General features: G+C 63.7%; 28 protein-coding genes. 15 read left to right on the forward strand and 13 right to left on the reverse strand.

The features are described from left to right. The first annotated feature begins 88 nt into the window (after positions 1 to 88). The 12 genes from QZ332_RS09895 to QZ332_RS09950 all read left to right on the forward strand — a co-directional run bounded on the left by QZ332_RS09895 (position 89) and on the right by QZ332_RS09950 (position 10,949). A complete protein-coding gene (locus QZ332_RS09895; RefSeq protein ID WP_295764850.1) occupies positions 89 to 2,155 on the forward strand; it encodes a chemotaxis protein CheA in 2,067 nt (688 codons plus the stop codon). Positions 2,156 to 2,176: 21 nt separating this feature from the next. Continuing rightward, on the forward strand, positions 2,177 to 2,671 hold the full coding sequence (locus tag QZ332_RS09900; RefSeq protein WP_295764852.1) for a chemotaxis protein CheW: 495 nt from the start codon (positions 2,177 to 2,179) through the stop codon (positions 2,669 to 2,671). A 31-nt stretch (positions 2,672 to 2,702) separates the two neighbouring features. Further along, entirely contained in the window at positions 2,703 to 3,545 is an 843-nt protein-coding gene (locus tag QZ332_RS09905; RefSeq protein WP_295764853.1) for a protein-glutamate O-methyltransferase CheR, read from the forward strand. A gap of 21 nt (positions 3,546 to 3,566) precedes the next feature. Further along, complete coding sequence (cheB, locus tag QZ332_RS09910; protein ID WP_295764854.1) at positions 3,567 to 4,613, forward strand: chemotaxis-specific protein-glutamate methyltransferase CheB; 1,047 nt, start codon at positions 3,567 to 3,569, stop codon at positions 4,611 to 4,613. Between the two features lie 215 nt (positions 4,614 to 4,828). Next, a complete protein-coding gene (locus QZ332_RS09915) occupies positions 4,829 to 5,137 on the forward strand; it encodes a flagellar biosynthesis anti-sigma factor FlgM (RefSeq protein ID WP_295764856.1) in 309 nt (102 codons plus the stop codon). 3 nt (positions 5,138 to 5,140) lie between these two features. Beyond that, positions 5,141 to 5,626, forward strand: a complete 486-nt coding sequence (locus tag QZ332_RS09920) for a hypothetical protein (RefSeq protein ID WP_295764858.1) — start codon at positions 5,141 to 5,143, stop codon at positions 5,624 to 5,626. Between the two features lie 31 nt (positions 5,627 to 5,657). Then, complete coding sequence (locus QZ332_RS09925) at positions 5,658 to 8,165, forward strand: FlgK family flagellar hook-associated protein (RefSeq protein WP_295764860.1); 2,508 nt, start codon at positions 5,658 to 5,660, stop codon at positions 8,163 to 8,165. Positions 8,166 to 8,180: 15 nt separating this feature from the next. Beyond that, a complete protein-coding gene (locus tag QZ332_RS09930) occupies positions 8,181 to 9,431 on the forward strand; it encodes a hypothetical protein (RefSeq protein WP_295764862.1) in 1,251 nt (416 codons plus the stop codon). 36 nt (positions 9,432 to 9,467) lie between these two features. Then, positions 9,468 to 10,076, forward strand: a complete 609-nt coding sequence (locus QZ332_RS09935; protein WP_295764864.1) for a DUF6470 family protein — start codon at positions 9,468 to 9,470, stop codon at positions 10,074 to 10,076. Further along, the gene (fliW, locus tag QZ332_RS09940) at positions 10,073 to 10,534 is read left to right on the forward strand and encodes a flagellar assembly protein FliW (protein WP_295764866.1); all 462 of its coding nucleotides are present in this window, start codon (positions 10,073 to 10,075) and stop codon (positions 10,532 to 10,534) included. The genes QZ332_RS09935 and fliW overlap by 4 nt, the downstream gene beginning before the upstream one ends. Beyond that, positions 10,528 to 10,791: a carbon storage regulator gene (locus QZ332_RS09945; RefSeq protein ID WP_295764868.1), complete on the forward strand. Its 264-nt coding sequence runs from the start codon at positions 10,528 to 10,530 to the stop codon at positions 10,789 to 10,791. The genes fliW and QZ332_RS09945 overlap by 7 nt, the downstream gene beginning before the upstream one ends. A 2-nt stretch (positions 10,792 to 10,793) precedes the next feature. Further along, positions 10,794 to 10,949, forward strand: a complete 156-nt coding sequence (locus QZ332_RS09950) for a hypothetical protein (protein ID WP_295764870.1) — start codon at positions 10,794 to 10,796, stop codon at positions 10,947 to 10,949. Between the two features lie 55 nt (positions 10,950 to 11,004). On the opposite strand, the gene lexA is transcribed toward QZ332_RS09950, so the two are convergent. The 6 genes from lexA to QZ332_RS09980 all read right to left on the reverse strand — a co-directional run bounded on the left by lexA (position 11,005) and on the right by QZ332_RS09980 (position 14,738). Then, positions 11,005 to 11,595, reverse strand: a complete 591-nt coding sequence (gene lexA, locus QZ332_RS09955) for a transcriptional repressor LexA (RefSeq protein ID WP_295764871.1) — start codon at positions 11,593 to 11,595, stop codon at positions 11,005 to 11,007. A 177-nt stretch (positions 11,596 to 11,772) separates the two neighbouring features. Next, positions 11,773 to 12,003, reverse strand: a complete 231-nt coding sequence (secG, locus tag QZ332_RS09960) for a preprotein translocase subunit SecG (RefSeq protein ID WP_326165511.1) — start codon at positions 12,001 to 12,003, stop codon at positions 11,773 to 11,775. Between the two features lie 122 nt (positions 12,004 to 12,125). Further along, positions 12,126 to 12,950, reverse strand: a complete 825-nt coding sequence (locus QZ332_RS09965) for a metal ABC transporter permease (RefSeq protein WP_295764875.1) — start codon at positions 12,948 to 12,950, stop codon at positions 12,126 to 12,128. Further along, positions 12,947 to 13,660 (reverse strand): metal ABC transporter ATP-binding protein, encoded by a 714-nt coding sequence (locus QZ332_RS09970; protein WP_295764877.1) that lies wholly within the window; start codon positions 13,658 to 13,660, stop codon positions 12,947 to 12,949. The genes QZ332_RS09965 and QZ332_RS09970 overlap by 4 nt, the downstream gene beginning before the upstream one ends. Further along, positions 13,647 to 14,063: a Fur family transcriptional regulator gene (locus QZ332_RS09975; protein WP_295764879.1), complete on the reverse strand. Its 417-nt coding sequence runs from the start codon at positions 14,061 to 14,063 to the stop codon at positions 13,647 to 13,649. The genes QZ332_RS09970 and QZ332_RS09975 overlap by 14 nt, the downstream gene beginning before the upstream one ends. Positions 14,064 to 14,252: 189 nt before the next feature. Then, positions 14,253 to 14,738 (reverse strand): GNAT family N-acetyltransferase, encoded by a 486-nt coding sequence (locus QZ332_RS09980; protein ID WP_295764881.1) that lies wholly within the window; start codon positions 14,736 to 14,738, stop codon positions 14,253 to 14,255. Positions 14,739 to 15,161: 423 nt separating this feature from the next. Here QZ332_RS09980 and QZ332_RS09985 point away from each other — a divergent pair, with 423 nt between their 5' ends. Beyond that, entirely contained in the window at positions 15,162 to 15,722 is a 561-nt protein-coding gene (locus QZ332_RS09985) for a YdeI family protein (RefSeq protein ID WP_295764883.1), read from the forward strand. A gap of 37 nt (positions 15,723 to 15,759) precedes the next feature. After that, positions 15,760 to 17,604, forward strand: coding sequence for a DNA helicase RecQ (recQ, locus tag QZ332_RS09990; protein ID WP_295764886.1), 1,845 nt, complete (start codon positions 15,760 to 15,762; stop codon positions 17,602 to 17,604). A 91-nt stretch (positions 17,605 to 17,695) separates the two neighbouring features. On the opposite strand, the gene pgsA is transcribed toward recQ, so the two are convergent. From pgsA to QZ332_RS10015, 5 genes are all read right to left on the reverse strand, one after another. Next, positions 17,696 to 18,277 carry a CDP-diacylglycerol--glycerol-3-phosphate 3-phosphatidyltransferase gene (gene pgsA / locus QZ332_RS09995; protein ID WP_295764888.1) on the reverse strand — a complete coding sequence of 194 codons (582 nt, stop codon included), beginning with the start codon at positions 18,275 to 18,277 and terminating at the stop codon, positions 17,696 to 17,698. Next, positions 18,274 to 18,549 (reverse strand): helix-hairpin-helix domain-containing protein, encoded by a 276-nt coding sequence (locus tag QZ332_RS10000; RefSeq protein ID WP_295764890.1) that lies wholly within the window; start codon positions 18,547 to 18,549, stop codon positions 18,274 to 18,276. The genes pgsA and QZ332_RS10000 overlap by 4 nt, the downstream gene beginning before the upstream one ends. Then, the gene (gene rimO, locus QZ332_RS10005; RefSeq protein WP_295764893.1) at positions 18,546 to 19,868 is read right to left on the reverse strand and encodes a 30S ribosomal protein S12 methylthiotransferase RimO; all 1,323 of its coding nucleotides are present in this window, start codon (positions 19,866 to 19,868) and stop codon (positions 18,546 to 18,548) included. The genes QZ332_RS10000 and rimO overlap by 4 nt, the downstream gene beginning before the upstream one ends. Before the next feature lie 388 nt (positions 19,869 to 20,256). After that, entirely contained in the window at positions 20,257 to 20,511 is a 255-nt protein-coding gene (locus tag QZ332_RS10010) for a helix-turn-helix domain-containing protein (RefSeq protein ID WP_295764895.1), read from the reverse strand. 203 nt (positions 20,512 to 20,714) lie between these two features. After that, positions 20,715 to 20,960 (reverse strand): helix-turn-helix domain-containing protein, encoded by a 246-nt coding sequence (locus tag QZ332_RS10015; protein ID WP_295764896.1) that lies wholly within the window; start codon positions 20,958 to 20,960, stop codon positions 20,715 to 20,717. Positions 20,961 to 21,038: 78 nt separating this feature from the next. On the opposite strand from QZ332_RS10015, the gene QZ332_RS10020 reads away from it, so the two are divergent. After that, on the forward strand, positions 21,039 to 21,287 hold the full coding sequence (locus QZ332_RS10020; RefSeq protein ID WP_295764898.1) for a hypothetical protein: 249 nt from the start codon (positions 21,039 to 21,041) through the stop codon (positions 21,285 to 21,287). On the opposite strand, the gene QZ332_RS10025 is transcribed toward QZ332_RS10020, so the two are convergent. After that, the gene (locus QZ332_RS10025) at positions 21,284 to 21,913 is read right to left on the reverse strand and encodes a regulatory protein RecX (protein WP_295764899.1); all 630 of its coding nucleotides are present in this window, start codon (positions 21,911 to 21,913) and stop codon (positions 21,284 to 21,286) included. The genes QZ332_RS10020 and QZ332_RS10025 overlap by 4 nt on opposite strands. A gap of 2 nt (positions 21,914 to 21,915) precedes the next feature. Beyond that, positions 21,916 to 22,685, reverse strand: a 770-nt coding sequence (gene recA, locus QZ332_RS10030; protein WP_295764900.1) for a recombinase RecA, incomplete at its 5' end; no start/stop codon positions are given.

A 22,685-nucleotide genomic window follows, 5' to 3' on the forward strand; every position in this document is an offset into this window, starting at 1 on the left:
GCTACTTATTTTTTTAGCGCAACAGGTCGATAGTAATGAAAAAGGCTGATAAGGTGGTGTTTTCGTGAGCAACAATGATATCCTGGATATGTACATCTATGAAACCAACACGCTTCTTGAACAGCTGGAGAGCATCGTTCTGGACGCGGAAAAGGAAAATACATTCTCTCAAGACAACGTCAATGAGATTTTCCGCATCATGCATACCATCAAGGGCTCCTCGGCCATGATGGAGTTCGATACGCTGGCACGGGTCTCCCACCGCATCGAGGACATGTTCTTCCTGATCCGGGAGGGCACCATGTCCGTCGTGAAGGACGAGGACCGCCCGGCGCTGTTCGACGTGATGCTCCACTCCGTGGACTATTTCCGGGAGGAGATGGAGAAGGTAGAGGCAGAGCAGCCCCTTAATGAAGATGTCGACAGTTTCCTTGAAAATATTAATAGTTTGATCGCCAAAATTAAGGGGGAAGAAATTCCAGCGGAGCCGGCGCCCAAGGCCGCGGCCCCGGCGGCCCCCGCTCCCGCGCCGGAGGCCGGCGCCCCCGTCGTCCCCGCCCAGGTGACGGAGGGCAACGCCGAGTTCCCCTATGAGCTGCGGGTCTTCTTCGACGACGGCTGCGGCATGGAGAACCTCCGGGCCTTCATGCTGGTCACCTCGGTCCAGGGCTTCTGCGCCGACACGGATTTCACCTATCAGCCCGCTGGCGTGGAGAGCGACTCCAGCCTGTCGGAGGTGGTGATCGAGCACGGCTTCCTGCTCCAGTTCCGCAACGACGCGGACCGCGCCCGGGCCGTGCCTGTGGTGATGGGCGCCGGCTCCGTCCACTCCTATGAGGAGCAGAACTACGTCCCCGCCCCGCCCAAGGAAGAGGAGGAGCACGCCCGCGCCCAGGAGGCCGCTCCCGCCGCGCAGAAGGCGGCCCCGGCCCCCGCGGCCCCGGCCGGCGGACAGCAGCACGCCCAGAGCCAGAAGGAGAGCCTGATCAGCGTGGGCCTGAGCAAGCTGGATACGCTCTCCGCCATCGTGGGCGAGATCGTCATCACCGAGGCCATGGTCACTGGCTCCCCGGACCTGAAGGGCCTGCACCTGGACGCCTTCTCCAAGTCCGCCCGGCAGCTGCGCAAGCTGACGGACGAGCTGCAGGACGTGTCCATGTCCCTGCGCATGATCCCCGTGTCCAACACCTTCCAGAAGATGAACCGCATCGTCCGCGACATGTGCAAGAAGCTGAACAAGCAGGTGAAGCTCACCCTGGTGGGCGAGGACACGGAAGTGGATAAGACCATCGTGGACGCCATCGGCGACCCCATCATGCACATGGTCCGCAACTCCATGGACCACGGCATCGAGGCGGACGTCCAGGACCGCATCGCCGCGGGGAAGGACCCTGTGGGCGAGATCCTCCTCTCCGCCCAGGACACCGGCAGCGAGGTCATCATCCAGATCTCCGACGACGGCGCCGGGGTCAACGACGAGGCCGTGCTGGCCAAGGCCATCCGCAACGGCATCGCCTCGCCGGAGGTGGAATACTCTCATAAGGAGATCTTGAACTTCCTCATGGCCCCCGGCTTCTCCACCAATGCCCAGGTGACGGAGTTCTCCGGCCGCGGCGTGGGCATGGACGTGGTGAAGAGCGGCGTGGAGAGCCTGGGCGGTTCCGTCTCCATCACCAGCGAGCAGGGCAAGGGCATGACCACCATCATGCGCATCCCCCTGACCATGGCCATCATGGACGGCATGGAGGTCTCCGTGGGAGATTCCATCTTCACCATCCCCATCAACAACATCCGCTCCAGCATCAAGACCACCGAGGAGGCCATCCTCCACGACTCCGTCAACGGCGAGATGGTGAAGATGCTGGACGGGTATTACCCCGTCATCCGGGCCCGGGACTTTTACAACCTCCCCGGCGGTGTGGAAAAGATCGCGGAAGGCATCCTGATGTGGCTGGAATCCGGGGACTGCTCCTACTGCCTGTTCGTGGATGAGCTCCTGGGCGAGCAGCAGATCGTCGTCAAGCCGCTCCCTCCCTATGTCAACAATTTCGACATCAAGAACTACGGCATCACCGGGTGCAGCATCCTGGGAGACGGCAACATCAGCATCATCCTGGACGTGGGCGGCCTCTACGCCGCGGCCCGGAACGGATGAGCGCCAAAGGAGGGAAACGCAATGAGTAAGGAAAACGTCCTGTTCCAGGTGGAGGAAGACGCGCTGGACAGCCCCGTCCAGGAAGACGAGGGCGCGGGCAGCCGCAAGCACCTGATCTTTACCGTGGACGACTTGAAGATCGGCATCGACGCCGAGCAGGTGGTGGAGATCCAAAACAGCTATACCGCCACCTACCTGCCCATGATGCCGGACTATATCCTGGGCATCTTCAACATGCGCGGCCAGATCATCCCCATCATGGACATCCGCCTCCGCCTGGGGAAGCCCCCCGCGGACGAGAATATCCTGATCGTCATCGACTACAACAACAACCAGCTGGGCATCCGGGTGGACTCCGTGGACCTGATGCTGGACATCCCCGTGGAGAGCATCGTCCCCATCCCGTCCCAGAGCACCCAGAAGCTGGTCTCCGGTATGTGCACCCTGCCCGACGGTTCCGGCACCATGCTGGTGCTGGACTGCGAGCAGCTGATCGCCCACGGCTACGGCGACTGAAATCAAGCGTTAAGAACGGTGAACAAAAAGTATGGATACGGCAAAAAAGACTGACGGAGTGGGCGGCTTCGGGCCAATGTCCATCTCCGAGGCGGATTTCCGGCGGATGGTGAACTTCATCCAGTCCAGCTACGGCATCGACCTGAGCCAGAAGAAACAGCTGATCACCAGCCGCCTCTCCCCGGCCCTGAAGAAGCTGGGCTACAATAGCTTCGGGGATTTCGTGAACCACCTTTTGGACAAGAAGGAGAACGACGAGGTCACCCTGGTCCTGAACAAGCTGACCACGAACTACACCTTCTTCATGCGGGAGAAGGAGCACCTGGACTATTTCTGCGAGCGCATCATCCCGGACATCGTCCGCCGGCACGAGCGGGACAAGACGCTGGCCATCTGGAGCGCGGGCTGCTCCAGCGGGGAGGAGCCTTATAACATCACCATGTTCCTCTACGATTACCTGGGCCCCAGGGCCAAGGAGTGGGACACCCGCATCCTGGCCACCGACATCTCGGCCCAGGCCCTGACCAAGGCCAAGCGGGGCGTCTACGAGCTGCCCGACACGATCCCCTCAGACTGGAAGCGGAAGTACTTCACCTCCAACCGGGACGGCACGCACACGGTGGCCTCCAGCGTGAAGGACAACGTGATCTATCAGACCTTCAACCTGATGGATCCCATCAAGTTCCGCCGGAAGTTCGACGTGATCTTCTGCCGGAACGTGATGATCTACTTCGATCAGCCCACCAAGGACGCCCTGGTCCGCCGGTTCTATGACGCCACGGTCCCCGGCGGCTACCTGCTGATCAGCGCTTCGGAGAACCTGAGCCAGAACGCGCCCTATCGCCGTTTGGCTACGGCGACCTTCCAAAAATGATAAGGAGGTGGTTCCTTCCCGATGGCAGTGGAACTGGGGAAAAAGATCCGGGTGCTGGTGGTGGACGACTCCGCCCTGGCTCGCAACCTGATCATCCAGGGCCTCACGGCCCACCCGAGGATCGAGATCGTTGGCTACGCGATCAACACGCTGGACGCCAGACAGAAGATCCCCCGCCTGAAGCCCGACGTCGTCACGATGGATGTGGAGATGCCGGGCCAGAGCGGCATCGATTTTTTGAAGGAGTACCTGCCTGACAACCCCCTGCCGGTGATCCTCTGCTCCTCTTTGGACCTGAAGGTCTTCGACGCGCTGAACGCCGGCGCGGTGGACTTCGTCCGCAAGCCGGACGGCCAGCAGACCAAGGACGTTTTCATCAACAACCTCACCCAGAAGGTGCTGGTCGCTTCCATGGCGAGGCCCCGCAGCGCTCCGATACGCACCCCCTCCGTGGCGGTGGCCACGCCGAACCTGGGCGCGGACCCGGCCCTGGACCGGGTGATCGTGGGCCTGGGCGCCTCCACGGGAGGGACGGAGGCGACCCTGGAGGTCATGCGCCGCCTGCCGGCGGATATCCCTCCCATGGTCATCGTGCAGCATATGCCCAAGGGCTTCACCCAGATGTATGCCGACCGTTTGAACCGCATCTGCAAGATGGAGGTCAAGGAGGCCAGGAACGGCGACGAGCTCCGCCGGGGCCTGGCCGTAGTGGCGCCCGCCGACCTGCAGTGCCGGGTGGTGCGCATCGGCGACAAGTACACCGTCTCCTGTACGCCGGGAGAGAAGGTCAGCGGCCACCGCCCGTCGGTGGACGCGATGTTCCAGTCCATGGCCGAGATGGTCCGCTGCAAGATGGTGGGCATCATCATGACCGGCATGGGCCAGGACGGCGCCGCGGGGCTGCTGGCGATGCGGAAGAAGGGGGCCTACACCATCGGCCAGGATAAGGAGTCCAGCGTGGTGTACGGTATGCCTATGGTCGCCAACGACATCGGGGCGGTCTGCATACAGGCTTCGTGTGAGAACGTGGCCACGGTGCTGCTCCGGTATCTGAAGACCCTGCACTGAATCGAAAAGGACGTGACATCGGGCCCTGCCTCACCGGACGAGGCGGGGCCCGATCTTTCGCGGCCGGAAGGGGCCTTTGGCCCGGCGCTCCCCTGGGGATCAAGAAATTTATCCCTCTTCTTCTTAACTTTCCTGTCATTTTGCCGATATGAATAATGAAGTAGGATAGAAGTGAGATGAAGCCGCATGGCTGTCGTTTGCAAAGGATGTGAGATATGATGCTGACTTCTACCGGTTCCGGTGCCATCTCTTCGGTCAACCGGACGAAGACGTATTACCCCGCCCAGAAACGGGGGGCGCTGTCCCAGCCCGCCCCCGGGCCCAATTATGACTCTGTCGATCTCTCCGCCCCCGCGGGCCGGAGGAGTTTCCAGATGGAGGTGGTGAGCCGCCTCTCCCGGGAGGTGCGGACCGCCAACACCACGGGCGATATCCAGGAGCTCCGCCGGGAAGTCTCCGCCGGGAGGTATTCCCCGGATCCCATGGCCATCGCCGGGCGTATGCTGTTTTTAGTGGAGGAATGAGGCATGGAAGAGCTTTACCGTTCCTACCTGACCTTCCTCCGTTCCATGAGCCAGGGGCTGGAGCGCCTCACGGACCTGGCTGAGAAGAAGTACGTCGCCGCTCAGACCGACGACCTGCTGACGCTGAACGACCTCCTGAACCAGGAGCAGGCCCAGTCCCTGAATTTCCGCGGGCTGGAGCTGACCCGCGACAAGCTGCTGCCCAAGCTGGGGCTGACGAACGTGCCGCTGTCCAAGGTCCCGGACCATTTCCCCCCCGCCATGCAGGCGGAGGCGCGGGAGACGGCGGCGGCCCTGGCGGGCCGGTACGCGGCCTACCGGAAGGCGTCCGGCAAGGCCCGGATGCTGCTGGAGCAGAACCTGCGGGAAGTGGACCACGCCATCGCCCAGATGGGCGGCCCCCCGGCCGGGAGCGAGGCCGGACCCGGATACCAGAAGGAAGCGGAGGTCGCTCCGCCCCCGTCCATGAAGACGGACTTCCGCGCCTGACGCGCTTGAGATATAAAAGGAGTATTTGACTATGGGCATCGGCACCTTTGGAGCCTTCACCCAGGCCCGGCTGGCGATCTACGCCGCCCAGACCGGGATCACGGTGACGGGCAACAATATTTCCAATATCAACACCCCCGGCTACACCCGGCAGCGGCTGAACCAGGTCAGCCTCTATGCCGCGGGCAGCGACCGCTATTACGCCGAGGGCGACGTCCGTGTCGGCCAGGGCGCGCTGGTGAAGAACATCTCCCAGATCCGCAACCCCTATCTGGACATCCGCTATCGGGAGGAGAACGCCAAGGTCGGCTTCTACGACGCCCGGCTGGAGGGGCTGAACTCCATCTCCCGCGTCCTGGACGAGGTGGGCCTGGGCGACGCCGGCAAGGGCGAGGACGGCTTCGGCGTCCTGGGCCTGAACATCATGGACCTGTACAAGGCGCTGCAGAACATCACCGACCAGACGGGCCAGCAGGAGTACGACGACAGCATCAAGGGCATCGCCACCAGCCTGGTGTCGAAGCTGCACGCCTACGCGAACCAGCTGGAGCAGGTGCGGACGGACACCATCATGGACTTCAAGGAGGACCTGGAGACGGTCAACAACCTCCTGGACGGCATCCGCGCCCTGAACGAGGAGATCCGCAAATGTGAGATCCACGGCGATCCAGCCCTGGAGCTCCGGGACGAGCGGAACCGCCAGATCGACGAGCTCTCCGGGCTGATCGACATCAACGTGGTCTACGGCGAGGAGCAGATCGCCGCCGGGGTGACGGTGGAGAAGATGAGCCTCTACCTGGGCGACGGCAACCCCGATAAGAGCGTCAAGACCGACGAGTCCCTGCTGATCGACGGCGTGTACAGCGCCAATATCATCCTGGGGAAGCCGAAGATGAACCCGGACTATGTGACGGGCAAGGCGGCCCTGGACAAGGACCTTGCCGCCGGGAAGATCGATAAAGCGGCGTATGAGGCCGGACTGAAGGCCCTGCCGGACCCGTATGTGAAAGTGAACGACGATGGCACGGAGACCCTGGTCAAGGATATCCGGGACGCGACGATCCTGACGGACGACGCGGATAACCCCAACTACGATATGATGATCACCGAGCTGAAGAACAAGACCGGGGATCCCAACTATGTGGGCCATGCCTATACGCCGGAGAAGGTCACGGGCGCGGATCTCACCGCCCTGCTCGCCGACTTGGCCGCGGGCAACGTCAAGTTCACGAGCAAGAGCAGCATGACCTCCAGGGAGCTCTCGGGCCACGATCTCCCCGCGGGCTATGAAGAGGGCGACAAGGTCATCGAGATCTACATGCGGACGCTGAAGCCGGGCGCCACCAATTTGAACGACCCCAACAGCTATGAATACACCAAGCAGATCTATTCGCAGATCGTCTCCAAGCCCGTGGTCCTGGACGACAACGACCTCTACGGCGAGCTCCAGGCCGAGCGGGAGCTGCTGACCGAGGAGGGCGTGTTCATCGATCAGGACACGATCCCGAACATCGACGAGAACGCGGTCAAAAAGCGGGGCATCGGCTACTACCAAAAGGCGCTGGACCTGCTGGCGAACCGGCTGGCGAACACCCTGAACGAGGCCAACCAGGGCTTCCTGATGGACCCGGACGGGAACTATATCAAGAAGGATACGAAGGCCGACGGCACGCCCAACCTGGATAAGGACGGCCGGGAGGTCGGCGTGCCCATCAAGGTCGGCGGCCAGGCGCTGAACAAGGACTGGGAGAAGAGCGCCGGGAACCGGGACGCGATATTGGCCGACGTGGGCTTGGGCACCGTGACGAAGGAAAAGGACCTGACGGACATAGGGCTGACCTGGAAACAAGTCACGGACGCTTACCTCAAGGGCCAGCAGTGGCAGATGAACGCGGCCGGCAACGGCGGGAAGTTCATCCCGGAGAACAAGACACAGGTCCTGGACTCCAACGGGGCCCAGGTGGCGCCCGGCTGGGAGGATCAGTCCCGCGTCGACGCCACGGGAGCCATCTTCGTCGGCGCCCCCCTCTTCAGCAACTCCAACGACAGCGACGATGTGAGGAACATCACGGCCTCCAACATCGACATCTCTCAGACCTGGAGCCATGCCTCCAGCCTGGTCCGCAGCTTCACCTGCATCCCCGGGACGACGGAGGTGGCTTCCGGCCAGAGCGACAACCTCGTCCACATGAAGTATCTGGTGGGCGAGAAGGAGATCGACTTCATCCCCAACCAGCTGGATTCCTCGCCGAACGCCAGCAAGAAGGTGCTCTTCAACGGCACGTTCTACCAGATGTGGAACGACATCGGCGGCACCCTGGGCCAGGACCAGTCCGAGGCCACCACGATGCTGGACACCTATTATCAAAGCGCCCTGTCCATCGACACGGACCGGGATTCCGTCTCCTCCGTCGACTTCAACGACGAGGCTATGAACCTGATGATGTACGCGAAATCTTACAACGCCGCCTGCCGCTTGATGACCACCATCGACACGGTGCTCGACAAGCTCATCAACAACACCGGCGTGACGACCTGATAAGGAGGAGGAGCTATGATCCCTAGGATGACGACGGTCGGTACGCTGAAAAACTACCGCTATGACCTGAACCGGAACAACAACACCCTGGCCAGGGCGATGCAGACCGTTTCCACCCGCCGCAATTTCAATTCCTACGCGGAGGACCCCGCCCTGGCGGTCCGCTGCTTCCAGATCCGCCGCTCCTACCGGCGGACCGAGAGCCAGCTGACGGTGAACGATTCCCTGCTCCACAAGTACGACGTGGGCTGGTCGGCGCTGGAGAACGTCTCCACGGACCTCTACTCCCGCTCGGACGATGCGTCCATCGCCAGCATCCTCCGGAGCGTCACCGGCACCACGGGCCCGGGCCGTCTCGCCCTGGGGCAGTCCCTCTGCGCCAAGGCGCAGGACATCGCCCAGGTCATGAACGGGCGCTACGGCGAGAACTACGTGTTCTCCGGCGCAGACACGCTGAACCCGCCCTTCAGCTGGGGGCCGCAGATCAACCCGGAGTATGATTCGGCGGGCGTGAACGGCAGGGACGATGTGGGGAGGTACCTGGACGCGGAGGGCAACGCCACGGATGATGAGTCCTCGGCGGTCAAGGGGCTCTATTACCGCGGCGTGGCGGTGGACTCCAATGACTATGAGGACCTGAAGAAGCTGTACTACTTCGACCCCAAGAACGACGACGCGCTGAAAAAGCTGAGGAACGTGGATCCGAACTACTCTTCGGAGAAAGAGGCGAAGTATATCGACGTGGGCCTGGGCCACAAGGAAGTGGACGGCGAGGCCCTCTCCTCCACCGTGTTCGACAGCGCCCTCCAGGGCATCTTCTACCTAGGCGGCTACGGGACCGGGGACCTGGAGATAGAGCAGGACAACGGGCTCCCGATGACGGTGGAGGACGTCCCCCGGAACGTCATCTCCATCGTCAACGAGCTGGGCCAGATCCTCCAGCGGTGCAACAAGGAGGACGGTGACTGGGCCAGCAAGGAGGACGAACAGCGCTTCAACGCCCTGGTCCAGGCATACGAGGACAGCGAGAGCAAGTTCCGGGAGCGCTGGACGGAGATGGACACCCAGTCCGGCTTCCTCAAGGACAACAGCCAGCTCCTGGAGACCACCTCGGACTCCCTGCTCCAGCAGTATACGGAGCTGGAGGAGGCGGACCCCGCGGCGGCGATCTCCGAGTATATGTTCGCCAAGTACTGTTACGACGCGGCCCTGAAGATCGGCAACAGCGTGTTGTCCCAGAGCTTGATGGATTATATGAATTTCTGATATCAATTTTCTCGAGAAAGGAGTGCGCCATGACTTATGAGACAGCTGATTGAGATCACCACGGTGCCTATCGAGATCGAAATGAGGACCTCCCGGGCACAGCTCCAGCACACCCGCGGCACAGCGGAACTGGAGGTATCCCGAAGCAAAGGAGGGCTGAGCATCCGGAGCCGGCCGATCCAGCTGAACATGGACACCTTCGAGATGCGCCAGTCCGTGGTCCCCTCCCCCTCCCGCAGCATCCAGCAGGCCGCCCAAAAGGGCCAGCAGGCCGCCTACAGCGCCACTGCCGCCCGTGCCCAGGAAGGAGAGCTCTATTTGAAAGCCCAGTTCGGCGAGGACGTGCAGTCCCAGCTGGCCCGGACGGCCATCAGCGACCAGATGTTCAGCCAGCCCGCCATGACCTTCATCCCCTCCGAGGCCCCCGACGTCGACTGGAACCCCGGCGAGATGAACATCCGCTATGAGATGGATAAGCTGAACTTCGACTGGCGGATCAACCAGATGGAGCTGGAGTTCGTCCCCGGCGACATCGAGATCTCCGTGAAGCAGAAGGCGGAGGTCATCATCAAGTATGTCGGCGGCGCGCTGTACGTGCCGCCCTCCGCCGATCCCAACTATGAGCCGGTGGACGTGAAGGCATGACGGAGATGTTGAAGCTGCAGACCAAGTATTTCGGCGAGGTCGAATACGAGACGGCGGACATCCTCCGCTTCCCCGCCGGGATCTTCGGTTTCGAGGAGGAGCACAGCTTCCTCCTGCTGCCCTTCGAGGGCAGCGGCGGCGGGATGCTCTGCCTCCAAAGCATCCAGACCCCTGCACTGGCCTTCGTGGTGCTCGACCCCTTCAGCCTGAAGCCGGACTATGCGCCGGAGCTGGAGGAGGCGGAGCTGCGCCAATTCGGCGTGGAGGAGGTCGGCGACCTGGGCTTCTATGTGCTGTGCGTCGTGAAGAACCCGGTCGCCGACAGCACGGTGAACCTGAAATGCCCCCTGGTGATCCATCCTGAGACGCGGGAGGCCCGGCAGGTCATCATGGAGCGGTACGAGATGCGGCACCCCCTGGCGGAGTTCAGCCGCGGGGAGGAGGCTGCGCCGTGCTGATCTTACAGCGCAAGCCCGGCGAGTCCCTGGTGATCGGGGAGGACGTCACGGTGTCCGTGGTGTCCGTCGAGGGGGGCCGGGTCCGCTTGGCCATCTCGGCCCCGCCGGAGGTATCGATCCTCCGCAGCGAGCTGGTGGACGCCAAGCTGACGAACCAGGAATCCGCCGTGGAAGAAGCGGCCCCCGCGGAGCTGCTGGGGCTGCTGGGCGGGATGCCTGTCCCCTCGAGCAAAGAGCCTGAGAAAGGAGGACAGTGAAGATGGATGTTTCCTCTGTCTCTACGGAGATGGGCCTTGGCTATGCCATGCTCATGGAGAAGAAGATGATCGACCAGGCGGAGCAGCTGGCGATGGGCGAGCTTCAGATGCTCCCCCCCACCCCCGGTGTGGGCGATTATATCGACACCTATGCCTGAGTGCGAAAAAAGGACGGCGGTCTTTACCGCCGTCCTTTCCTGTTTGGCCCGATCGTCAGTAATACCGCACCACGGAGACGACCTTCCCCAAGATCTTGGCGTAGGTGCCGTCGATGGGGGAGTAGTCGTCGTTCTCCGGCATCAGCCAGACGTGCCCGCCCCGGAGGGAGAGGCGCTTCACCGTGGCCTCGTCCTCCAGCAGGGCCACCACGATCTCCCCGTGCCGGGCGGTGGGCTGGCTGTGGACCACCACCAGATCGCCGGGGAGGATGCCGGCGTCCAGCATGGACTCGCCCCGGACCCGCAGGGCGAAATGCTCCCCGTCCCGCCCCCCGGTGTCGAAGGGGAGGTAGTCCTCGATGCACTCTTCCGCCAGGATAGGGCTGCCGGCGGCCACATTGCCCAGGATGGGCACCTGGTCCTTCGGGGCGGGGGCCTCCGTCAGGGCGATGGCCCGGCCTTTCCCGGCCCCCTTGGCGATGACGCCCGCCTCCTCCAGGTGCTTGAGGTGGAAGTGGACCGTGGAGGGGGACCTGAGGCCCACCGCGTCGCCGATCTCCCGGACGGAGGGGGGGTATCCCTGGGTCTGGATGCAGGAGACGATGTAGTCATAGACCTTCTGCTGCATATTGGTGAGCTTCGCCATAAGAGGACCTCCTGAGCGCCGCGGCGGGGTGGGGGGCGGCGCGTATTGATGGGGGAGCGTAGGGATGTTTCCACCAGTATAACATACGGAGGGGCGGAAAGCAAACATTTGTTCTGAAAACTTTTCAAAAAAAGACCGCCTCTCAGGTCTTCCCTGAGGGGCGGTCCCGCAGTCTGCTCAGCCGAGGATCAGCAGCACCATGGTCAGCACCAGGAACAGCGCGCCGATCCACTTGGTGGCGCGGGCCAGCTTGGCGTCCATGGTCTTGGCCTTGTTCTTCGCCAGGAAGGAGTCGGCCACGCCGCCGATGGCGCCGGAGAGGCCGGCGCTCTTGCCGGACTGGAACAGGACGATCAGGATGATGCCCAGACCGCAGAGGAGCTGCAGGACAGTGATGACGATTTTCAAGATGTTCAACCTCCAAATGGGATCACGCAGAGCGTGAAGTGTATTTGACAGCTTCTAATGTTACCATAAAATTTCCCCGTTTTCAAGTGTTATCCGAGAAAATTCCTCCGAAGTCCGCCGGATCATTCCCCGGTCCCCCGCCTCCGGAGCGCCGACAGGGCGCAGGCGGCCAAAAACAGCGTCAGATCTGCCGCCACCACCGTGGCCCCCACCGGCGTGGAACAGGTGAAGGACACCGTCAGCCCTGCGCAGAAGCACGCCACCGACGTGACGGCGGCGCAGACGGTCACGCCCAGGAAGCTCCGGAAGAGCCGCATGGCCGTCAATGCCGGGAAGATCACCAGGGAGGAGATCAGCATGGCCCCCATCATCCGCATCCCCAGCACGATGGTCAGCGCCGTCAGGATGGCCAGGAGGGCGTTGTACCGTTCCACCTTCAGCCCCGTGGCCCGGGAGAAGCTCTCGTCGAAGGTGACGGCGAAGATCCGGTGATAGAAGAGGAGGAACAGCGTCAGCACGGCGGCGCAGAGGACCACCGACAGCGCCACATCCGCCCGGCTCATGGCCAGGACGCTGCCGAACATATAGTTGTCCACGTCCGCCGTCATGCCGGAGGTCCGGGAGATGACCAGCACCCCCAGGGCCAGGGAGGACGCGCTGACCACGGCGATGGCGGCGTCGCTGTTCCACCGGGGGCTGTCCGCCACCCGGAGCAGGAGGAACGCCGCGGCGATCACGACCGGGATGGAGAAGTACAGCGGCGTGAAGCCCAGGGCCATGGCCATCGCCAGGGCCCCGAAGGAGACGTGGGACAGGCCGTCGCCGATCATGGAGTATCGCTTCAGCACCAGGGGCACCCCCAGCAGGGCGGCGCAGAGGCTCACCAGTACGCCGGCGGTGAGGGCCCGCTGGATGAAGGGGAAGGAGAACATCTGCAAGAAACTCATTCCGCCGCCTCCTGGAAGCGCCGCCCGAAGGGGGAGGCGAGGTATCCCGCCGGAGTGCCCAGGAAGGTGCCGCTGTGCCCGATGTGGAGGACCGTCCCCGCGTCCCGGAGGGCGGGGCGCAGATCGTGGGTCACCATGACGATGGCCATGCCCTCCTTGCGGTTGAGGTAGTTGAGGGTCTTATAGAGGTCCTGGGCGGCGGCGGGGTCCAGTCCGGTGACGGGTTCGTCCAAGATCAGCAGGCGGCTGGCGGCGCACAGGGCCCGGGCCAGGAGCACCCGCTGCTGCTGGCCGCCGGAGAGGTCCCGGTAGCTCTTGTCCTTCAGCTCCAGCACCCCCAGCTTCCCCATGTCCATCAGCGCCCGGGATCTCTGGGCGGCGGAATAGAAGAAGCGGCGCCCCCTCTGGTTCAGACAGCCGGAGAGGACCACCTCCTGCACCGTGGCGGGGAAATCCCGCTGGGCCTTCGTCTGCTGGGGCAGGTAGCCTACCGCGCCCCGCTCCAGCTCCGGGGCCCGTTCGATGCTCCCCGCCAGGGGCGGCAGGAGGCCCAGGAGGCCCCGGGTCAGCGTGGACTTCCCGGAGCCGTTGTCCCCCACCACGCAGAGGTAGTCCCCGCTCCGGATCCGGAGATCCAGGTGGGACAGGACGCTCTGCCCCTCGTAGCCCAGGGAGAGGTCCCGGCAGACGATGAGATCACCCTTCTCCATGGCCCGCCTCCTGTCCTGCGCAGGGGCCGCAGAGGCCCGTGAGGACGGTCCGCCGGGGATCCACCCGGAAGCCGTGTTCCGCCGCGATGTGGCGGTAGAGCGCCTGGAGCTGGGGGCAGTCCAGGTGCTCCATCCGGCCGCAGCTCTGGCAGCGGAGGAGGAAGCAGACTTCCCCCGCCGCCTGCCGGGAGCAGTATTGATACAGGGCCCCGGTATCGGTGACGATCCGGTGGACCAGGCCCGCCTCCGCCAGGCGCTCCAGCTGGCGGTAGACCGTGGCGAGGCCCACGGGAACCCCCTCGTCCCGGAGGTCGTCCGCCAGGGACCGGGCGTCCGCAGGGCGCTCCCCCCGGCGCTCCAGCGCCTGGAGGATGGCTTGGCTTTGTTTCGTCGTATAGGGCATCGTCCTGCCTCCGATTTGAAAATGAGGATCGATTTCATATTATAGCGGGCTTTGGCGAAAAGTCAAGGGCGGGCCGCCGCCGTCCCTGTTCAAGGTTTGTGTTGTTAACAGCTATTTTTCAAAAGTATTCGTCAAAACACCGAAAGCGGGCGGTCACCCTTGAATCGTGACCGCCCGGTAAACTAGGATCTATCTATTTTCCATAATCAATTCTCTGCACTTCCATTCTTCACCTAGAACACGATATGTTTCTGTCTTATCAAGAACAGTATCGTTAAAACCAACTGCTTTATAGCAATAATAAGCCGGAAGATTGTTCTCAAAAACGCCCAATGATGCTTTTTTTGCTCCATATATTTCAAATACAAATTTTAGACCTAGCCGGAGCATAGCTTTTCCATAGCCTTTTCCTCTCTTGTGAGGATTTACAATAACAAATCCAAAACGTAGTTCATCCAATGATTCATCAGGATTTCTTAGTGTAAAAAAGCCAACGATTCCTGTTTCATCAAATGCAGTAAACGGCATTAGAGATTCAACAAAGCAAAATTCCTTTTGTGTTATCGGATAATTACCGAGTATGCCTGCTGTCCATTGATAAAATGCTTTTTCATTTTGACACCACGATAATATGATATTTACATCCGAAGCTTTATATGGTCTTATTCTAATCATAAATTTTTCCTCGCAAATTCCGAGTTTTCTTTTCGATCATAGCATGGCACAGACTTCCTGGCAACTTGTTTCCGTGGAATTGCCGAAGTCTCAGCCAGCAACATACATCTTGAACAGGGGGCCGCCGCCCGTCCATGCGCCTTGCATCCCGGGCCCGGCTGTGGTATAGTCAACACAGTTGAAAAGAAGTGAAACTTCTTTTCGACCGGCAAACCTTTGGTTTGCCGGGGCGCAAAGCGCCCATGTGTTTCCTATGAAGTCATGCACAGCAAGCCGCTTGTGCGGCTTGAGGCGCTGTTTTACAGCGCCTCTCTGAAAAGGATCCTTTGGATCCTTTTCAACTGTGCTGACTATAAGAGCAGGAGCATCGACTGCGGGAGCTGCGCACCCAGCGGATGGGGCGCAGGGAAGGAGGCGCGCATCATGAGCGAGACCATGCGGTTCACCGATCGGGCGGCCTTTCGGAGCTGGCTCTCCGAGCACGGCCTTTCGAAGGAAGGCATTTGGATCTTGTTCGGCAAGGCCGGCGGGCCGAAGACGCTGACGGCCGGGGAGGCGCTGGAAGAGGCGCTCTGCTTTGGATGGATCGACGGGCAGATGCAGCGCATCGACGGCAAGACCTATCGGAAATATTTCTCCATGCGCCGGGAGAAGAGCAAGTGGTCCGAGAAGAACAAGGCGCTGGTCGAGAGCCTGGAGGAGCGGGGGCTGATGACGGACCTCGGCAGGGAGAAGATCGAGGAGGCCAAGAGGGACGGCCGGTGGGACGCCCCAAGGCCCGCGGCGGTCACGGAGGAGCAGATCGCCGCGTTGTCCGCCCTGCTGGAGGGGCATGAGCCCGCCGCCACCCATTTCCGGGCCATGTCCTTATCCGTGAAGAAGACCTATACGCGGGCGTATCTCGACGCGAAGACCGACGATGGACGGGAGAAGCGGTTCGCCTGGATGGTGGACCGGCTGGACCGGGGCCTGAAGCCTATGTGACGGTAAGGACCGGCAGGACCGACAGGAGGCGTCCCCTATGGACAAGCTGTCCCTTTTGAAGCAATATTTCGGCCACAGCGGCTTCCGCCCCGGGCAGGAGGCGCTGGTGGACGCCCTGCTGAGCGGCAGGGACGCGCTGGGGGTCATGCCCACCGGGGCGGGGAAGTCCGTGTGCTATCAGCTCCCGGCCCTGCTGCTGCCGGGGCTGACGCTGGTGATCTCCCCGCTGATCTCCCTGATGAAGGACCAGGTGACGGCCCTTGCCCAGGCGGGCATCCCCGCGGCCTGCATCAACTCCTCCCTGGACGCGGAGGAATCCCGGGAGGTCTACCGCCAGGTGCGGCGGGGCGGGTGCAGGCTCCTCTACGCCGCGCCGGAGCGGCTCCAGGCCGAGGGGTTCCGCCGCCTGCTGGAGGGCGTGCCGGTCTCCTTGCTGGCGGTGGACGAGGCCCACTGCGTCTCCCAGTGGGGCCAGGACTTCCGGCCCAGCTATCTGGCGATCGCCGGCCTGCTGGCGTCCCTGCCGGTCCGGCCTCCCGTGGGGGCCTTCACCGCCACCGCCACGGCGGCGGTGCGGCGGGACATCGAGGACCTGCTGACCCTCCGGGATCCCCTGCGGGTCACCACCGGCTTCGACCGGCCCAACCTCTTCTTCGAGGTCGTCCGGGCCAGGGACAAGGACCTGTGGCTCAGCCGCTTCCTGGCGGAGCGGCCCGGGCAGAGCGGCATCGTTTACTGCGCCACGCGGAAGACCGTGGACGCGGTCTGGAGCTCCCTGCTGGCCCAGGGGATCCCCGCCGCCCGGTATCACGCCGGGATGGAGGACCAGGAGCGCCGCCGGAGCCAGGAGGGCTTCGTCTACGACCGGGCCCGGGTCATGGTGGCGACCAACGCCTTCGGCATGGGCATCGACAAGTCCAACGTCAGCTTCGTGGTCCACTATAACATGCCCAAGGATCTGGAGAGCTACTACCAGGAGGCGGGCCGGGCCGGGCGGGACGGCGCTCCCGCCCGCTGCGTCCTGCTCTACGCTCCCGGCGACGTGCAGACCGCCAAGTACCTGATCGGCCACTCCCAGGAGGAGCCGGGGGAGGCGGATCCGGACCGCCTCAGGCGGGACCTGGACCGGCTGGACCGCATGGTCCGCTACTGCAAGACCAGCGGCTGTCTCCGGGCGGACATCCTGGACTACTTCGGGGAGATCCACGGCGGCGGGTGCGGCAGCTGCGGCAACTGCGCCGGGGACCGCGTAGACCGGGACATCACCGTGGAGGCCCAGAAGATCCTCTCCGCCGTGGCACGGGTGGAGAAGCGCTATGCCTACGGCCTGGGGGCCGCCGTCATCATCAAGCTCCTCCGGGGCAGCCGGGACAAGCGGGTGCTCCAGCTGGGGCTGGACCGGCTCCCGACCCACGGGGCCATGAGGGGCGTGCCCGCGGAACGCATCCAGCAGTACATGGACGTCCTGATGGAGGGCGGATACCTGGCCAGCAGCGGCGGGGAGTACCCCGTCCTCCGCCTGACGGCCCGGGCGGGGGACGTGCTCTTCCGGGGGGAGCGGGTGGTCTTCCGGGACCGGGCCCCCCAGCCGGAGACCGTCCCCTCCGGCAGGACCGGGGCGGCGGCGTCTCCCGGCGCTCCGGACGCGGACGACAGCCTGCTCAGCGCTTTGAAGGCCCTCCGTTCCCGGCTGGCCCAGGGGGCGGGCGTCCCGGCCTACGTCATCTTCTCCAACGCCACCCTGGCGGACATGGCCGCCCTGCGGCCCCTGGACATGGAGGAGTTCCTGCGGGTCTCCGGCGTGGGCCGGGTCAAGGCGGAGCGCTACGGACGGGAGTTCCTCCAGGCCATCCAGGACTGGCGGGCGGGCGTGGGGGAGTGAGCGGCGCGCCCCTCCTCCCCGGCGCCGCCGGGGCAGGGCTTTTCACGAAAAATGACCGCGGTCGCCGACCGCGGTCATTTTTTGTAGGAGGTCAGGCGGAGCGGATCACGTCCTTGTTCTTCACGAAGTACTCCACGCCGGACCACAGGGTGGTCAGGGTGATCGCCCAGGCGCAGACCGCGTCGATCCACGAGATATACCGGTCCCAGGGCACCGCGGTCAGGTAAGCCCCGGACCGGTAGGCGGCCAGCGCGCCCCCCAGGTACAGCATCACCGCGATGCACACCATCGTCGCGGCGGTCTTCACCTTCCCGGACCACCCGGCGGCGATCACCCGCCCGTTGTCCACCGCGATCATCCGAAGGCCGCTGACGGCGAACTCCCGCGTGATGACCACCGCCAGCATCCAGGCGGGCATCCGGCCCTGCTCCACGAACCACAGCATCGCCGACACCACCAGGATCTTGTCCGCCAGGGGATCGGCGAACTTACCGAAGTCCGTGACCAGGCCGTACTTCCGGGCGATCTTCCCGTCCAGCAGGTCCGTCAGGCTGGCGATGATGAAGATGGCCAGCGCCGCGTAGTCCGCGCCGGGGAAGCCCCAGTACAGCACGCCCAGGAACACCGGCGTCAGGATGATGCGCAGCAGGGTCAGTTTGTTGGGCAGATTCATAGTCCTTCCTCCTCGGGGTACGTCTTGTCCTTCCAGTACCACCATTTCAGCTTCTCCGGGTCCCGGTCCTCGTGCTCGGCGTAGTAGACCGCCGCCCGCCAGACGTAGAGGGCGCAGCGGTCCTCCTGGTGCCCCTTCATCACGCGCTCCCGGAGGTACAGCTCCTCCGGGTCCCGGCCCCGGAGGTCCGCCGGCTCCCGGATGCCCAGGGCCTCCATGACGGCGGCGATGCGGGCCCCCACGCCGGGGATCTCCTGCAGGGGGCTTTTCATACCTGCTCCCCGGTCAGTTCCCCGTCCATCACGCCCGTGAGGCGGACCGTGACGAAGGTCCCCGGCTCAAGATCCCCCTTGGGGACGAACCAGATCCGCCCGTCGATCTCCGGGGACTCGGCGTAGCTCCGGCCATAGGCCATCTGGGCCTGGCCGTCGAAGCCCTCGCAGAGGACCTCCCGCTCCCCGCCCAGGACGGAGGCGTTGTACTCGTCGATGATGTCGGACTGCACGTCCACGGCCAGCTCCGCCCGGCGGGCGGCCTCCCGGGCGTCCGGGTGGTCCATCTGCGCGGCCTTCGTCCCCTCCTCCGGGGAGAAGGGGAACACCCCCGCCCGTTCGATCTTCTGCTCCCGCAGGAAGGCGCACAGCTCCTCGAACTCCGCCTCCCCCTCGCCGGGGAGGCCGGTGATGAGGCTGGTCCGGAGGACCAGGCCCGGGATGCGCCGCCGCAGGGTCCCGAAGAGGGCCCGGATGGACGCCTTGGTGTCCCGGCGGTGCATGGCCTTGAGGATGCCGTCGCTGCAGTGCTGGATGGGGATGTCCAGATAGGGCAGGATCTTCGGCTCCGAGGCGATGGTGTCGATCAGCTCCTCCGTGATCTCGTCGGGATAGAGGTAGTGGAGGCGGATCCAGTGGAAGTCCAGCCGGCACAGCTCCCGCAGCAGGGCGGCGAGCCGCCGCTCCCCGTACAGGTCCGTGCCGTAGCGGGTGATGTCCTGGGCGATGACCAGCAGCTCCCGCACCCCGGCGGAGCTCAGCTCCGCCGCCTCGTCCAGCAGCTCTCCCATGGGGCGGCTGCGGTACTTCCCCCGGAGGGAGGGGATCACGCAGTAGGCGCAGTGGTTGTCACAGCCCTCGGCGATGCGGAGGTAGGCGTACCAGGGGGGCGTGGAGAGGATGCGGGGACCGCTTTGGCCGGCGGTGTGGATATCGCCGAAGCGGCAGGGGCGGAGCCCCCGGTCCATGATCTCGGCGATGGCCTCGGCGACGTCCCCGTAGCTGCCGGTGCCCAGGACGCCGTCCACCTCGGGCAGCTCCTCCAGCACGTCGGCCTGATAGCGCTGGGCCATGCAGCCGGTGACGAGGATCTTCCCCAGCTGTCCGGCCTGCTTCAGCTCCGCCAGCTCCAGGATGCTGTCGATGGCCTCCTCACAGGCGGAGGCCAGGAAGCCGCAGGTATTGACCACGGCCACGTCGGCCCCGGCGGGGGATGGGGCGATCTCATGGCCCGCCGAGAGGACCAGGGACATCATCTGTTCGCAGTTCACCTGGTTCTTGGCACAGCCGAGGGAGAGGAAATATACCTTGTAGGACATGGGGGACATCCTTTCTTGATCTCCCTTGCAGGGAGGGGCTTGTTGCCCCTTGCAGGGGCGGGGGGGGTGCTCGCCCTGCGGGCGGGGCGGGATGGGGGGGCAGCGATGGCTGGTCCATTGCACCCCCCATTTTCTCTTTTTATTCCCGGAATAAAAAGAGAAAACGGGCCGTGCACGGTCCAAAAGAGAAAAACAAGGGGATGCGGTTTGCGGGGGCGCGGCGGTGAGATTTCCTAAGACAGGCATGCCCCTGCCCGCGGCCCGATTTGCGCGGGGGGTTTGGTGGTCGAAGTAAGGACTGTCCTTCTGTCCCCGCTGCCGCTGGCCTGGCAGGCGGGGGAGGACCTTGCGCCTGTCGGCTCCTATGGATGGGATGCCTTAGGGGTGCTTATGCGTCCGCCTGTTCACCGGGATCTCCCCGCCAGGCCGGGTCGTCGGTGATGCCCAGCAGATAGTCCGTGGAGACCTGGAAATACTCCGCCAGCAGGACCAGCTTATCGATGGTGGTACTGCGCCCGCCGCTCTCCAGCATACTGATGGACTTATGGGTAAGCCCTAGGATCTCTCCCAATTGCTGCTGGGTCAGGCCAGCCGCCTTCCGAAGCTGATAGACTCTCTCTTTCAATAAAATCGTAGTTTTCATAAATTGCACCTTGACATGTTCCTATAAGTGGAGTGTACTCTACTCATAGGAACAAATTCAACAGGGGGATCCAAATGACGTCCGGTAGTTTGACGGCAGTTCGATGCAGTGAGCTCCTTACTCTGCGGGACGGAGCGCTGTGAAGGGCTCCTGTCTTACAGCCCCCGATCTTTGGCATAGTCCCGGGGGACGGAGGGTGCGGATCATGGCTCCTCCTCCGGCCCCCGCCAGGTCGGGTCATCGGTGACGCCCAGAAGATAGTCCGTGGAGACATGGAAATACTTCGCCAGCAGGACCAGATTTTCAAAGGTGGTCTCTCTCGTCCTGTTTTCCATCGTGCAGATCGCCTTGTTGGAAAGACCTATGACGTCCCCTAATTGTTTTTGGCTGATGCCGGCCTGTTTGCGTAAAAGAGAAAGACGCTTATCAAATAAAATAAACTTTTCCATAGATCCTCTTGACATTTTACGATTAGTAGATCGTCATAGGATCTACGAAAAGTAAATAGTAGAAAGGATGCGTCAGCTATGTTCGATATCCTAAACGCCATTTACCATGAAGATCCGCTCAGCCTTTCGGCGGTCACCTGCCTGGAAAACCCCCAGTGTGAGGAGGAGCGGAAGATCGTGAACCAGCTCCGCGCCGTCGATGGAACGATCGAGAAGGCCCTGATCCCCAGTATCGAGGCGCTTGCGGAGAAGAAGGCGGAGCAGTCCTTTTATAGGGGAGCGTGCTTCGGCGCACAGCTCATGGCGCGGCTTTTAGAGGAGCTCTAGCAGTCCTCCCCGCCCTCGACGGCTTCCCCCAGCCGCGCCCAGGCGGCTTTCACCGCCCCCCAGCCGAACCCCCGGCGGAGCAGGGCGTTGGTCAGCCGCCGCTTCTCCTTCTCGTCCGGTCTCCGGCCCCGGAGCTTGCTCTGCAAAAACGCGTCCACCTGCCCGCCGTCCTCGGGGAGCTCCGCCAGCGCGTCGTCCCACAGTTCGCGGGGCACGCCCTTCTCATAGAGTTTCTCCCGCACCCGCGCCGGGCCGTAGCCCATGCCGCCGTAGTGCCGGACCAGCGCGGCGGCGTAGGCCCCGTCGTCGATGGCCCCGATGGCCTCCATCCATTCGGCGGCGTAGCGGGCGTCGGCCTCGCTGGCCCCCTTCTCCCGGAGCTTTTTCTCCAGATCCCGGCGGCTCATGGCCCGCCTGCCGATGAGGTCCGCCGCCGCCGCCTTGGTGCTGGAGGCCCCGGCGGCGCTTTTCAGCCGCTCCAGGGCTTCCCCGTCCAGCTCGTCCCCGGAGCGGAGGCGGAAATCCAGCAGCTCCTGCTCCGTGATCTTCAGGCAGGCCCCGTCCTCCAGGAAGACCAGGACCCGGCCCCGCTTGTGCTTCGACGCCTCGATCCGTTCGATCCGCATGGTCAGTCGGATGCGCCGGAGTCGTCGAAGTCGTCGGCGCTGACGTCCACCGCCCGGCCGGCGGCCTTGGCGGCCACGCGGGACTGGTTGCTCATGAGCTTGTCGAAGTTCCTGCGGATGTCCGCCTCCAGCTGGTCCCGGATCTCCGGGTTCTCCAGCAGATAGCGCTTGGCCGCGTCCCGGCCCTGGCCGATGCGGGTCTCGCCCATGGAGAACCAGGAGCCCGCCTTCTGCACCAGATCCAGCTTCACCCCCAGGTCGATCAGCTCGCCCTCCCGGACGATGCCCTCGCCGTACATGATGTCGAACTCCGCCTCCCGGAAGGGGGGCGCCATCTTGTTCTTCACGACCTTGGCGCGGGTGCGGTTGCCGATCAGCTCGCTGCCGTTCTTCAGGGCATCGACGCGCCGCACGTCGATGCGGACGGAGGCATAGAACTTCAGCGCCCGGCCGCCGGTGGTGACCTCGGGGTTGCCGTACATGACGCCGACCTTCTCGCGCAGCTGGTTGATGAAGATGACGATGGTGTTGGTCTTGCCGATGGCGCCGGTGAGCTTGCGCAGGGCCTGGCTCATCAGGCGGGCATGGAGGCCCACATAGCTGTCGCCCATCTCGCCCTCGATCTCGGCCCGGGGCACCAGGGCGGCGACGCTGTCCACCACGATCACGTCGATGGCCCCGGAGCGGACCAGGGCCTCGGTGATCTCCAGGGCCTGTTCGCCGGTGTCCGGCTGGGAGATCAGCATGTCCTCCACCTTCACGCCCAGGGCGT

The organism is uncultured Oscillibacter sp., from assembly GCF_910584465.1.
GTDB lineage: Bacteria > Bacillota > Clostridia > Oscillospirales > Oscillospiraceae > Oscillibacter.

Coding starts and splice junctions, on each gene's coding strand:
- QZ332_RS10000 (WP_295764890.1), bottom strand. CDS start 18,549: ATGAAAAGCCCCCTGCAGGAGATCCCCGGCGTGGGGGCCCGCATCGCC.
- QZ332_RS10025 (WP_295764899.1), bottom strand. CDS start 21,913: ATGCGGATCGAACGGATCGAGGCGTCGAAGCACAAGCGGGGCCGGGTC.
- fliW (WP_295764866.1), top strand. CDS start 10,073: ATGACGGAGATGTTGAAGCTGCAGACCAAGTATTTCGGCGAGGTCGAA.
- QZ332_RS09895 (WP_295764850.1), top strand. CDS start 89: ATGTACATCTATGAAACCAACACGCTTCTTGAACAGCTGGAGAGCATC.
- pgsA (WP_295764888.1), bottom strand. CDS start 18,277: ATGAATCTGCCCAACAAACTGACCCTGCTGCGCATCATCCTGACGCCG.
- QZ332_RS10015 (WP_295764896.1), bottom strand. CDS start 20,960: ATGGAAAAGTTTATTTTATTTGATAAGCGTCTTTCTCTTTTACGCAAA.
- QZ332_RS09950 (WP_295764870.1), top strand. CDS start 10,794: ATGGATGTTTCCTCTGTCTCTACGGAGATGGGCCTTGGCTATGCCATG.
- cheB (WP_295764854.1), top strand. CDS start 3,567: ATGGCAGTGGAACTGGGGAAAAAGATCCGGGTGCTGGTGGTGGACGAC.
- QZ332_RS09975 (WP_295764879.1), bottom strand. CDS start 14,063: ATGCCCTATACGACGAAACAAAGCCAAGCCATCCTCCAGGCGCTGGAG.
- rimO (WP_295764893.1), bottom strand. CDS start 19,868: ATGTCCTACAAGGTATATTTCCTCTCCCTCGGCTGTGCCAAGAACCAG.
- QZ332_RS09965 (WP_295764875.1), bottom strand. CDS start 12,950: ATGAGTTTCTTGCAGATGTTCTCCTTCCCCTTCATCCAGCGGGCCCTC.
- QZ332_RS09970 (WP_295764877.1), bottom strand. CDS start 13,660: ATGGAGAAGGGTGATCTCATCGTCTGCCGGGACCTCTCCCTGGGCTAC.
- QZ332_RS10010 (WP_295764895.1), bottom strand. CDS start 20,511: ATGAAAACTACGATTTTATTGAAAGAGAGAGTCTATCAGCTTCGGAAG.
- QZ332_RS10020 (WP_295764898.1), top strand. CDS start 21,039: ATGTTCGATATCCTAAACGCCATTTACCATGAAGATCCGCTCAGCCTT.
- QZ332_RS09905 (WP_295764853.1), top strand. CDS start 2,703: ATGGATACGGCAAAAAAGACTGACGGAGTGGGCGGCTTCGGGCCAATG.
- lexA (WP_295764871.1), bottom strand. CDS start 11,595: ATGGCGAAGCTCACCAATATGCAGCAGAAGGTCTATGACTACATCGTC.
- QZ332_RS09985 (WP_295764883.1), top strand. CDS start 15,162: ATGAGCGAGACCATGCGGTTCACCGATCGGGCGGCCTTTCGGAGCTGG.
- QZ332_RS09930 (WP_295764862.1), top strand. CDS start 8,181: ATGATCCCTAGGATGACGACGGTCGGTACGCTGAAAAACTACCGCTAT.
- QZ332_RS09915 (WP_295764856.1), top strand. CDS start 4,829: ATGATGCTGACTTCTACCGGTTCCGGTGCCATCTCTTCGGTCAACCGG.
- QZ332_RS09900 (WP_295764852.1), top strand. CDS start 2,177: ATGAGTAAGGAAAACGTCCTGTTCCAGGTGGAGGAAGACGCGCTGGAC.
- QZ332_RS09925 (WP_295764860.1), top strand. CDS start 5,658: ATGGGCATCGGCACCTTTGGAGCCTTCACCCAGGCCCGGCTGGCGATC.
- QZ332_RS09920 (WP_295764858.1), top strand. CDS start 5,141: ATGGAAGAGCTTTACCGTTCCTACCTGACCTTCCTCCGTTCCATGAGC.
- QZ332_RS09935 (WP_295764864.1), top strand. CDS start 9,468: ATGAGACAGCTGATTGAGATCACCACGGTGCCTATCGAGATCGAAATG.
- QZ332_RS09980 (WP_295764881.1), bottom strand. CDS start 14,738: ATGATTAGAATAAGACCATATAAAGCTTCGGATGTAAATATCATATTA.
- recQ (WP_295764886.1), top strand. CDS start 15,760: ATGGACAAGCTGTCCCTTTTGAAGCAATATTTCGGCCACAGCGGCTTC.